This is a genomic window from Glycomyces buryatensis, assembly GCF_004912275.1.
GTDB lineage: Bacteria > Actinomycetota > Actinomycetes > Mycobacteriales > Micromonosporaceae > Glycomyces > Glycomyces buryatensis.
In genome coordinates, this window is record NZ_STGY01000001.1 from 189,027 (window position 1) to 199,985 (window position 10,959).

Annotated in this window: 8 protein-coding genes and 1 pseudogene; 5 read left to right on the forward strand and 4 right to left on the reverse strand. The window is 68.8% G+C overall.

Annotated features, from left to right (window positions below; genetic code table 11):
• Nucleotides 1–57: 57 nt before the first annotated feature.
• From FAB82_RS00860 to FAB82_RS28480, 5 genes and pseudogenes are all read left to right on the forward strand, one after another.
• Nucleotides 58–1,479 (forward strand): family 2B encapsulin nanocompartment shell protein, encoded by a 1,422-nt coding sequence (locus tag FAB82_RS00860; protein ID WP_136532635.1) that lies wholly within the window; start codon nucleotides 58–60, stop codon nucleotides 1,477–1,479.
• Between the two features lie 247 nt (nucleotides 1,480–1,726).
• Nucleotides 1,727–2,776, forward strand: coding sequence for a polyprenyl synthetase family protein (locus FAB82_RS27735; RefSeq protein WP_136532636.1), 1,050 nt, complete (start codon nucleotides 1,727–1,729; stop codon nucleotides 2,774–2,776).
• The gene (gene ispH, locus FAB82_RS00870; protein WP_246039389.1) at nucleotides 2,770–3,705 is read left to right on the forward strand and encodes a 4-hydroxy-3-methylbut-2-enyl diphosphate reductase; all 936 of its coding nucleotides are present in this window, start codon (nucleotides 2,770–2,772) and stop codon (nucleotides 3,703–3,705) included. Before FAB82_RS27735 ends, ispH begins: the two co-directional genes overlap by 7 nt.
• A gap of 78 nt (nucleotides 3,706–3,783) precedes the next feature.
• Nucleotides 3,784–4,017 carry a ribbon-helix-helix domain-containing protein gene (locus tag FAB82_RS00875; RefSeq protein ID WP_211116286.1) on the forward strand — a complete coding sequence of 78 codons (234 nt, stop codon included), beginning with the start codon at nucleotides 3,784–3,786 and terminating at the stop codon, nucleotides 4,015–4,017.
• A pseudogene (locus tag FAB82_RS28480) lies at nucleotides 4,014–4,367 on the forward strand (type II toxin-antitoxin system VapC family toxin); the annotation flags it as partial. The gene FAB82_RS00875 and the pseudogene FAB82_RS28480, both read left to right, overlap by 4 nt.
• A gap of 121 nt (nucleotides 4,368–4,488) precedes the next feature.
• On the opposite strand, the gene FAB82_RS00885 reads toward FAB82_RS28480, so the two are convergent.
• From FAB82_RS00885 to FAB82_RS00900, 4 genes are all read right to left on the reverse strand, one after another.
• A complete protein-coding gene (locus FAB82_RS00885) occupies nucleotides 4,489–5,667 on the reverse strand; it encodes an alpha/beta hydrolase family protein (protein ID WP_136532639.1) in 1,179 nt (392 codons plus the stop codon).
• Nucleotides 5,668–5,829: 162 nt separating this feature from the next.
• Nucleotides 5,830–7,089: an MFS transporter gene (locus FAB82_RS00890; protein ID WP_246039390.1), complete on the reverse strand. Its 1,260-nt coding sequence runs from the start codon at nucleotides 7,087–7,089 to the stop codon at nucleotides 5,830–5,832.
• Between the two features lie 63 nt (nucleotides 7,090–7,152).
• Nucleotides 7,153–9,237, reverse strand: a complete 2,085-nt coding sequence (locus FAB82_RS00895; protein ID WP_136532640.1) for a molybdopterin oxidoreductase family protein — start codon at nucleotides 9,235–9,237, stop codon at nucleotides 7,153–7,155.
• 156 nt (nucleotides 9,238–9,393) lie between these two features.
• The gene (locus FAB82_RS00900) at nucleotides 9,394–10,812 is read right to left on the reverse strand and encodes an MFS transporter (protein ID WP_136532641.1); all 1,419 of its coding nucleotides are present in this window, start codon (nucleotides 10,810–10,812) and stop codon (nucleotides 9,394–9,396) included.
• Nucleotides 10,813–10,959 lie beyond the last annotated feature (147 nt).

The following is a 10,959-nucleotide window of genomic DNA, read 5'->3' on the forward strand; positions in this document are numbered from 1 at the left end:
CATTGCCGCTTATCATATTCAGTGAGCCGTAGACGACTCCAAGTGAGGAAGAGCGAAATGACCGACTCCGTCCTGGACAGCACGACTCCACCGGCCCAGACCAGCAATGGGCAGTCAGCGCAGACCAGCCTCAGCACCGCCGCCGCCCGCAACCTCGCCTCGACCACCAAGTCCGCTCCGCAGATGCAGGAGATCACCTCCCGCTGGCTGCTGAAGATCCTGCCGTGGGTCCAGACTTCCGGCGGCGCTTACCGAGTCAACCAACGCCTCACCCACACCGTCGGCGACGGCCGGGTCGAGTTCTACAACGAGGGCGACACGATCCGCGTCATCCCCACCGAGCTCAAGGAGATCGCGCAGCTGCGCGGGTTCGAGGACGAGGAGGTGCTGGAGGCGATGGCCGACCGCTTCGAGCAGCGCACCGTCCAGCGGGGCGAGGTGATCGCCAACGTCGGCGAGCCGGTCGACGGGCTGTACCTGATCGCACACGGGCGCGTCGACCACCTCAGTGACGGCCCCTTCGGCGACCAGGAGTCCCTGGACCTCATGGTCGACGGCGACTACCTCGGCGACCAGGCCCTGACCGACACCGACCCGGTCTGGCTCCGCCACATCGTCGCCACCGTGGAGACCAACGTGCTGGTCCTCCCGACCGCGGCGATCGCCGAAATCGTCGAGCGGGCCCCGTCCCTGACCGAGCACCTCGACACCTACCGCGCCCGACTGTCCGCCAAGGCCAACAAGTACGGCGAATCGGCCATCGACATCGCCTCCGGCCACACCGGCGAGCCCGAACTGCCGCAGACATTCGTCGACTACGAGCTCTCGCCGCGCGAGTACGAGCTGTCGGTGGCGCAGACGGTGCTGCGGGTCCACACCCGCGTCGCCGACCTGTACAACAAGCCGATGAACCAGATGGAGCAGCAGCTCCGGCTCACCGTCGAGGCCCTCCGCGAACAGCAGGAGGACCAGATGATCAACAACCGCGAGTTCGGGCTGCTCCACAACGCGGCGATCAGCCAGCGCATCCCGACCCGATCGGGCCCGCCCACGCCGGACGACATGGACGAACTCATCAGCCGCCGCCGCAAGCCCGAGTACCTGCTGGCGCACCCGAAGGCGATCGCCGCGTTCGGCCGCGAATGCAGCAAGCGCGGGCTCTATCCGTCGACCGCCGAGCTCGGCGGCCACCACATCCCGGCGTGGCGGGGCATCCCGATCCTGCCGTGCAACAAGATCCCGATCACGGGCTCGGGCACCACTTCGGTGCTGTGCATGCGGACCGGCGAGGACGAGCAGGGCGTGGTCGGCCTGCACCAGACCGGCCTGCCCGACGAGTACGAGCCGGGCCTGTCGGTGCGGTTCATGGGCATCGACGAGAAGGCCGTCATGTCCTACCTCGTCAGCGCCTACTTCTCGGTCGCGATCCTGGTGCCCGACGCGCTCGGTGTGCTTGAGCACGTGGAGATCGGACGCTGAAGTCCCCGGAGAGGCCGCGCCGTGAGCGGTGCGGCCTCTCCTCCCCCATTCCCCGAAGCCGCGCGCGCGAGATGGGTGGTCGTCGATTGGGGAGGTCCGCAGTGCCCGAGGATATTTTTCCGCTCCCGCGGCGGCCGAATGTCCGCCTACCGAAAGTGGTAAGCGGACGTTCGATAACGACGGGGGCGGGAAAATAGACCGGGCAATGCTCCTCCCCAATCGGCGACCACCCATCTAAGGAGGCCCCATGACCGTCCTGACCGACAGCTACACCGCCGAACGCGAGGCCATCGACGCAGGCCTGCGGACCTCAGTCGACCGGCTGCCCGCCGCCGCGTCCCGCATCGCGTCCTACCACTTCGGATGGACCGACGAGCAGGGCCACGAGTCGCGGGCGAGCTCGGGCAAGGCCCTGCGCCCGCTGCTGACCCTGCTGGCCGCCAAGGCCGTTGCCGGTGCCGCCCCGCACGCCGACTCCGCCGACGGCGCCGAGCTGTGGAGGCCCGCCGTGCCCGCGGCGGTGGCCGTGGAGCTGATCCACAACTTCTCCCTCGTCCACGACGACATCATCGACCGCGACGAGACCCGCCGCCACCGCCCGACCGTGTGGAAGGTCTTCGGCTCGACCGATGCGATCCTCGTCGGCGACGCCCTGCACGCCTTGGCCTTCGAGGTCCTGGCCGAATCCGGGAGCGAGAGCGTCGCGGCCGGGACGGGCCTGCTGGCCGGGACCGTGCGCGCCCTCATCGAGGGGCAGCTGGCCGACACCCGCTTCGAGGAGCGCGACCGCGTCGGCATCGCCGAATGCGTGGCGATGGCCGAGGCCAAGACGGCCTCGCTCATGGGCTGCGCCACCGCGCTCGGCGCGCTGTTCGCCGGGGGCACCGAGGTGCAGGTGAAGGCGCTGCGCGACTTCGGGTTCCGGCTCGGCCTGGCCTTCCAGCACGTGGACGACCTGCTGGGCATCTGGGGCGACCCGGAGGTCACCGGCAAGGCCGTGTTCTCCGACCTGCGCAACCGCAAGAAGTCCCTGCCGGTGACGGCCGCGCTCGGCTCGGGCCGGCCCGAGTCGGCCGAACTCGCCCGGCTCTACGCCGGGGCCGGGCCGCTGGACGAGGCCCAGCTGGTCCGCGCCGCCGAACTGGTTGAGACCTGCGGCGGACGCAGCGCCAGCCGCGAGTCCGCCGAGTCGCTGACGGCTTCGGCCGCAGTGGGATTGGGCGCGGGCGGCCTGCTGCCGGAGGCGGTAGCCGAACTCAGCGGCCTGGCCGCGAGCACCGTCGGGCGGGCGTGGTGACCGCGCCGCGCAAGGTGCTGCTGCCCTCGCCCCGGTCATTCTGCGCCGGAGTCGAGCGCGCCATCGACATCGTGGAGGCGCTGCTGACGCGCTACGGGCCGCCGGTGTACGTGCGCAACCAGATCGTCCACAATGCGTTCATGGTGCGCGACCTCGAAGCGCGCGGCGCGATCTTCGTGTCCGAACTCGACGAGGTGCCGGCGGACGCCCGCATCGTGTTCTCCGCCCACGGGGTCGCCCCCGCGGTGGAACGCGAGGCCGAGCGGCGCGGGCTCGACGCGATCGACGCGACCTGCCCGCTGGTCACCAAGGTCCACAACGAGGCCCGACGGGCCGCGAACGCCGAAGACACGGTAGTCCTCATCGGACACGAGGGCCACGAGGAGGTCGTCGGCACGATGGGCGTCGCGCCGGAGCGGACGGTGCTGGTGGAGCGGGCCGCCGACGTGGCGACGCTGGTGGTGCGCGATCCGGACAGGCTCACCTATCTGAGCCAGACGACGCTCGCGGTCGCCGAGGTCGAGGAGATCATCGCCGCGCTGCGGCGCCGCTTCCCGAAGATCAAGGGCCCCGGATCGGACGACGTCTGCTACGCCACCACCAACCGCCAGGCGGCGGTGGCGGCCGTGCTGGAGGAGTCCGACCTGGTCCTGGTGATCGGCTCGGTCAATTCCTCGAACTCGAATCGCCTGATGGAGATGGCCAGGGACGCCGGAACCGAGTCGCACCTGATCGACTACGCCAGCGAGATCGAACCGGAATGGCTGCGAGACAAGGGAACCATCGCGGTGACGGCCGGAGCCTCCGCGCCGCCGGTTCTCGTGGACGAGGTCGTCACGGCGATCGCTTCATACGGCCCGATCGAAGTCGAAGAGCGAAGCGTGGCCGAGGAGCACCTGGAATTCCTGCTCCCGGTGCGCCTTCGGTAGCAGGGGTCCGGCCGCGCATGGCGCGGCCGGACAACAAGCAGTGCGATATACGAGTTCAGCGATGGTATGCTGGCATACATGGCACGAACAACCGTGAAGATCTCCGATCAACTCGACGCCCGGCTGCGCCATGAGGCCGCCCGGCGAGGCATGACGATCTCAGAGGTCACCCGCGAGGCGATCGAGGCTTATCTTGGTGGAGGAGGCGGTAAACGTCGCCTCCTCGCCGCCGGGGCCGGGCACAGTGGCCGCAGCGACATTTCTGAGCGCATCGAAGAAATCCTCCAGCACGAATTGGGCGTGGACTCATAAGCCTCGTTGTCGACACGGGCCCGCTGTACGCCTACATCGATGCCGACGACCAGCATCATGCGGCCTGTCTAGACCTGCTTGAGAACTACCCTGGCGCTCTCATTGTGCCGACCCTCGCCATTACAGAAGCCGCCTACCTGATCTCAACGCGCCTCGGAACCGAAGCCGAAGTAAGGTTCCTCGGCGACTTGGCCGCAGGCGTCTTCGCAGTCGAGCCAGTCCATCCTTCGGACTGGCTCAGGATCGCTCAACTCACCAGCATGTACAGTAATCTGCCACTCGGTACAGTCGACGCGTCCGTCGTCGCAACGGCTGAGCGTCTCAACATCACCACGGTGGCGACGGTGGACCTGCGGCATTTCAACGTCGTACGACCCAAGCACTGCACCCACTTCGAGATCAAGCCGTCCGCCTTATGGCCCGGCCGCGCTTCGCGCGGCCGGGCCCGGGTGTTGTTGCGGTGGTGCTGGTCTACGGGTTGTGGAAGACGACCTCCGGCCACTCCTCGCTCGGGCCGTCGAACAGGTCCGATTCCTCGCCGCGCAGGTGGAGGTCCACGAACGCGGTCACATAGGTGCGCCCCAAGCGGTCCGCGTAAGCGCCGTCGATGCCGGGGCCGTCGCCGACCGCCTGCTGCGTCAGCGGGGCCAGGTCGGTGAGGGAACTGTGGGTAGTGCCGGTGACGCTGATCCAGCGCTTCCAGCCGTCCAACCGATTCCACGCATCCGTCCAGGTGTCGTCGACGCCGGGCTGGCCGTTTTCCTCGGCCCCGACCATCAGGAACGGCTCGTCGACCTGGTCCGGGTCGAGCCCGAAGAAGGTGCCGTCGAGGTTGAATCCGGCGTCGAAGCGGTCATCGGCGGCGATCACGCGGTGGCTGGACGCGCCGCCGGCCGAGTGGCCGCCCACCGCGATGCGCTTCTCATCGATGAGATCGGCGCCGTCCCAGACTGAGTCGTCGGTGATTTCGTCGAGCACGAAGGACAGGTCCTCGGAGCGGTTCGGCACGAGCGTGCTGTCGAGCGTGGCCTTGTCCATCGTCGCGCAGGTCGTGCACTCGGCGGTGCGGCCGTCGGGGAAGCTGATCGGGGCCTCGTAGGTGTGCCCCACCGCGGCGACCACATAACCGTGGCTGGCCAGCTCCTCGGCCAGGCCGGTGAGGGTCGCTCGCGGGAAGGAATAACCCGGCGAGAGCATCACCAGCGGCAGCTCACCGTCGTCGCCCTCGACCTCCGCGTCCTGCACCGAATTGGTCCCGACCCCGGCGAGGAGGTCACCGGGCAGTTCGAGTCCGGGATTGTTCTCCAGGATCTGCGCCATGAACTGCTCCGACTCCTCGGGCGTCATGTACGGGGCGGTCTCGCCCTCGTCCTCGGTCGGATACCAGAGCGAGGCCATCAGCTCGCGCCGTTCCTCGGGCACCCACACGTCGGCCCGGTCCTCGTCCACAAGGTGCAGCTGGGTGGTGCCGGTGTCGTACTCGCCGCTCGGTGCGGCCAGCGCGAGCGGAGGATCCGATTGCGTTGTTTGTTGCGGCGCAGCGGGTTCGGGGGTCTCGGCGCTGGCGGCGGTGAGGGCGAGGGCGCTCGTCCCGGCCGCCACCGCGAGCGCGGTCGTGCCGATCAACGTGCGTTTGACATTGCGTTTCACTGGTGTGCTCCCAGGTGGGTGGAGGGTTGGTCGGCCCGATCCTGATTTCCGATCGGGCCGCTCATCCACCGTAGAAGCGGAGTGTCCTTGTCGTCCTGGGTAATTCGACTGATTCGTATAGGTCTTTCGACCGGTATTCGGGCCGGGGAGACCGGACGTTCGTCAGGGTTTGGCGGCCGCAGCGACGGTCGCGGCGTCGGGTGCGGGTGGGCGGGTGCGCTCAGCCCAGCGGGCCAACGGCGGGACGGCGAGCCCGGCCGCGGCGAAGCAGGCGCCCATCACGATCCAGCCGGGCCAGCCGAGGCCGATGACGGCCACCGCCAGCACCGCGGGCGCGACGATGTCGGAGACCTGGAATCCGGTGTTGTACAGGCCCTGGTACTGGCCCTGGGCGTGGTCGGGGGCGAGTTCGAAGGACAGGCCCCAGCCGCCGGAGGCCTGGAACAGCTCGCCGAACGCGTGGACGGCGGCGCCGAGCATGAGGACGGACGCCGCGATCCAGACGGGGAGACCGGCGGCCAGGGCGTAGAGCCCGCAGGCCGCGGCGAGCAGCAGCCCGGCGTAGCGCTGGGCCCGGGCGGCCCCGGTGACGGTCCCGCTGCCACGGCTGGTGCGGACCTGGAGGGTGACGATCATGACCGTGTTGATGACGAGCAGGACGGAGATGATCCAGACCGGGGCCTCGGTGCGTTCGAGCACCCAGAGCGGGATGGCGACGTTGGCGATCCCGTAGTGGATCGACAGAACCGCGTTGAGCACGGTCAGGGCGAGGTAGGGGCGGTCCCGCAGGACCGCGCCCATCGGTTCGCGTCGCGACTCGGGCTGCCGCGCCACCGGCGGCACCCGCAGGAACAGCAGGGCGCCGGTCGCGGTGACCGCTCCGGTCGCCAGGATCACGGACATGTAGGCGGCGTCGGTGTCCAGGTACAGCGCCACTCCGGCCAGGGGCGCGCCGACCATCCAGCCGACGTTGGTGACGACCCGCAGATAGGCGCGGGTGCGGACCCGCCGCTCTGGCGGGACGCTCCCGGCGATGAGTGCCCCGCGTGCCGCTCCGGAGGCCGATTGGGCGATGGCGACCAGGCTCGCGACCGCCAGGAACGCCGACCAGTTGGAGACGAGGAAGTAGGCGGTGAGGGCGAGGGCCGCCGCGAGTCCGAATGCGACCGTCATGGCCCGAGGGCCGATCCGGTCGGCCAGGTGCCCCATCGGGACGCCCGCGAACAGCGCGATACTGGCCGCGATGGTGAGTCCGGTCCCGACCTGCACCGGGGTCAGCCCGACCGCCTTGGTGAAGTACACGACCGAGGCCGTGATGAACAGGCCCCTGCCGATCGACGTGGGGAGCATCGCGTAGGTAAGGGCGCTCGCGGGCCCGGGATCGGGCAGGAGTGAGCGAAGCCGAGAGGGACTTGTTACCACTTCGCAACGCTAACACCGGAAACGAGTGCCCAACACCCCGTTTTTCGTCGCCCCGGCCACGCCTCAGGGTTTCGCGGCGGGGGCGATCTTGACGGCGCAGACCTTGAACTCGGGCATGCGGGAGATCGGGTCGAGGACGTCGGAGACGGCGGCGTTGGCGTTGGCCGCGCCGGGGAAGTGGAACGGGGAGAACACGGTGTCGGGCCGGATGTCCACAGTGAGCCTCGCCGCGGCGGTGTAGGAACCGCGGCGGGAGGTGATGCGGACCCAGTCGCCTTCGCCGATGCCGTGGCGCACCGCGGTGTCGGGGTGGATCTGGAGGAACTGCTCGCCGTCGAGGGCGTCGATGAGGCGGGTCTGCGCACCGGACTGGTACTGGGTGAGGACCCGGCCCGTCGTCAGGTACAGCGGGTACGTGGCGTCGCGGCGCTCGGCGGGGTGGCGGTGGTCGACGGCGATGAACTTGGCGCGGCCGTCGGGGGTGTTGAACTTGAAGTCGGTGAACATGCGCGGGGTCCCGGCGTGGTCGGGACCGGGCACGGGCCACTGGAAGGACTGCTCGTCCAGGCGCTCATAGGTGATGCCGGAGTAGTCGGCCTTGGCTCCGGCGGTGGCGCGGCCGAGCTCCTCGAAGATCTCCTCGGGGTTCGTGGAATAGGTGCCGGGGGCGTCGAGCCGGTCGGCGAGTTCCTTCATGATCCACAGGTCGGAGCGGGCCTGGCCGGGGGCGTCGCGCACGGAGCGGCGGCGGATGATGCGGCCTTCGAGGTTGGTCATGGTCCCGTCCTCCTCCGCCCATTGGGTGACGGGGAGGACGACCTCGGCGAGCTGCGCGGTCTCGGACATGACGAAGTCGAAGGAGACGAGGCTGTCGAGGTCCTTGAGGCGGTCGGCGACGCGGGTGGCGCGGGGCGCGGAGACGACGGGGTTGGAGCCGAGGACGAACAGCATCTTGACCTCGTCGCCGCATTTGCGCAGCAGTTCGACGGCCGAGACGCCGGCACCGGGGATCGTGTCGGGCTCGACGCCCCACACGGCGGCGACGTGCTCGCGCGCGGCCGGGTCGTTGATCATGCGGTAGCCGGGGAGCTGGTCGGCCTTCTGGCCGTGCTCGCGTCCGCCCTGGCCGTTGCCCTGGCCGGTGAGGCACCCGTACCCGGAGGAGGGTTTGCCGGGCAGGCCCAGCGCGAGGGCGAGGTTGATCCAGGCGGTGACGGTGTCGACGCCCTTGGCGTGCTGCTCGGAGCCGCGGGCGGTGAGGATCGCGGTCTTCTTGCCGGCCATGAGGCGGGCGGCGGCGTAGAGGTCGGGAACGGACACGCCGGTGATGCGCTCGACGAACGCGGGCCAGTAGCCGGCGGCGGTCTGGCGAACCTCGTCGAAGCCGGTGGTGTGGGCGTCGATGTAGTCGTGGTCGAGGTAGCCCTGCTCGATCGCGATGTGCAGCAGGCCGTTCGCGAGCGCGAGGTCGGTACCCGGGGCGGGTTGGAGGTGCAGCTGCGCGGACTCGGCGGTGGCGGTGCGGCGCGGGTCGATGACGATGAGCTCGGCATTGGTCAGGAACCGCATGAACGGCGGCATGGTCTCGGCGGGGTTGGCGCCGACGAGGACGATCACGTCGGCCTCTTTGAGGTCTTCGGAGGGGAAGGGCAGTCCGCGGTCGATCCCGAAGGAGCGGTTCAGGGCCCCGGCGGCCGAGGACATGCAGAACCGGCCGTTGTAGTCGATGTGCTTCGAGCCCAAGGCGAGACGGGTCCACTTGCCGAGCTGGTAGACCTTCTCGTTGGTGAGTCCGCCGCCGCCGAAGACGCCGACCGCGTCCTTGCCGTGCTCGGCCCACACGGCCTTGATCCGCTCGGCGACGTGGTCGAGCGCGGTCTCCCAGGAGACGGGCTCGCCGCGCAGCAGCGGGGTGGTGATGCGCCCGGGGTGGTCGAGCAGTTCGGGGCTGGTCCAGCCCTTCTGGCACATGCCGCCGCCCCGCGGGGACGCGGTGACCTGACCGGCCTCGTCCTCCTCCAGACGCATGCCGCACTGCAGGGCGCAGTACGGGCAGTGGGTGTCGGCGGTTCGGACGACCGGCAGGGACCGGCGTTCGCTCCGGTCCGAGAGCGGGCGGGTGGCGGACGTGCCGGTGCGTGCGGTCATGTGCCGAGTGTGCCCAGGGGTGGTTACATCGTCACGAGCCGCATGTTTCCGGGATGCTAAGTGGCCCGCAATCGTCCTCACCAGAAGATTGCGGGCCACCCTTTCCATGGGAGGAGACGTAGATCGCTACGTCGTATTCAGTTGTGGCAAGTGGGGTCAGACCTTGGCGTAGGCCAGGCTCGGGGCCTGCTCCACGAACACCTTGCGCTGGTAGAACCACCAGTTCATGACCAGGAAGAGCGCATAGAAGGCCAGGAAGCCGTACATGGCGGGGATGACCGACCCGGTGTTCTCGTTGGCGATGCGGAATGCCTGGTTGATGAGGAACCCGCCGAAGGCGCCGATGGCGGAGATCCAGCCGAGCGCGGCGGCGGTGAGCTTCTTGGCCTGCACCACTTCGGTCTCATTGGTCTCGCGTCCGGCCGTCGCGGTGGCCTCGGCCTGGAAGATCGCCGGGATCGACCGGTACGTCGAACCGTTGGCGACGCCGCTCATGAGGAACAGCACCATGAAGGAGACGAAGAACAGGGTGAACGATCCGGCGTTGATCCCCCAGATCGCGCCGAGGACGCCCCCGCCCATGACCACGAACGACAGGCTGGTGATCGGGGCGCCGGCCCACTTGTCGGCGAGGTAGCCGCCGAAGGGACGCGAGACCGAACCGACCAGCGGGCCGAGGGCGGCGATCCACAGCGCGTTGAACTCGGGGAACTCGATCTTGATGACCAGCGGGAACGCGAAGGAGTAGCCGATGAACGACCCGAACGTGCCGATGTAGAGCACGCTCATCACCCACGTGTGCTTGCGGGCCAGCGCGGGCACCTGCTCGCGGATGGGGGTGCGGGCGACCGTGAGGTTGTCCATGAACTTCCAGGCCATGACGGCGGCGAAGATGCCCAGGACCATCCACAGGATCGGAACGTTGTGGAGCCAGATGTCATTGCCGGCGTCATTGACGCCCTGCGAGGCGCCGAACAGGCCCAGGCCGATCGCGAACGGGCCGATGAACTGGACCGCCGGGACGCCGATATTGCCGCCCGCGGCGTTGATGCCCAGGGCCGTGCCGCGGTACCGCTCCGGATAGAAGTAGGAGATGTTGGCCATCGAGGAGGCGAAGTTGCCGCCGCCGAAGCCGGCCGCGACACCTGCCGCAATGAACATCCAATACGGCGTACCGGGCGTCATCAGGCAATACGCCAGCATCGACGTCGGGATGATCAGCAGCGCCGCGGAGATGATGGTCCAGTTGCGGCCGCCGAAGACCGCCACCGCGGCGGTGTAGGGGATGCGCAGGAAGGAGCCCACCAGGTTCGGGACCGCGGTGAGCCAGAACAGCTGGCTGACGGTGAAGCCAAAGCCCGCGGCAGCGAGGTAGGGGGTGATGATGCTGAACATCACCCAGACGGAGAACCCGAGGTGTTCGGCAACCACCGACCACAGCAGGTTGCGCTTGGCGACCTTCTTGCCAGTCGACTGCCAGAAGGTCTCGTCGTCGGGCCTCCAATCGGAGATCCAGCCCTTACGGGCGGCGGTCGGCTCGTCGGCCGTGGTCTGGGAGGGCATTGTCGTTGTCATGGGTACCACCGTCGACCAGCGGCGTTGCCTGTTCGTGCGGCAGCTGTGCCGAGCCGATGAAGTTCGGCGCACAGTTCTGTTACGGAGGGTTTGAGTTCCTCCCCGTTGTGGGCGGGGATTCCCGGCTTGCGGTTCGCTTGCGCGTTC

Coding starts and splice junctions, on each gene's coding strand:
- FAB82_RS00860 (WP_136532635.1), top strand. CDS start 58: ATGACCGACTCCGTCCTGGACAGCACGACTCCACCGGCCCAGACCAGC.
- FAB82_RS27735 (WP_136532636.1), top strand. CDS start 1,727: ATGACCGTCCTGACCGACAGCTACACCGCCGAACGCGAGGCCATCGAC.
- FAB82_RS00895 (WP_136532640.1), bottom strand. CDS start 9,237: ATGACCGCACGCACCGGCACGTCCGCCACCCGCCCGCTCTCGGACCGG.
- FAB82_RS00900 (WP_136532641.1), bottom strand. CDS start 10,812: ATGACAACGACAATGCCCTCCCAGACCACGGCCGACGAGCCGACCGCC.
- FAB82_RS00875 (WP_211116286.1), top strand. CDS start 3,784: ATGGCACGAACAACCGTGAAGATCTCCGATCAACTCGACGCCCGGCTG.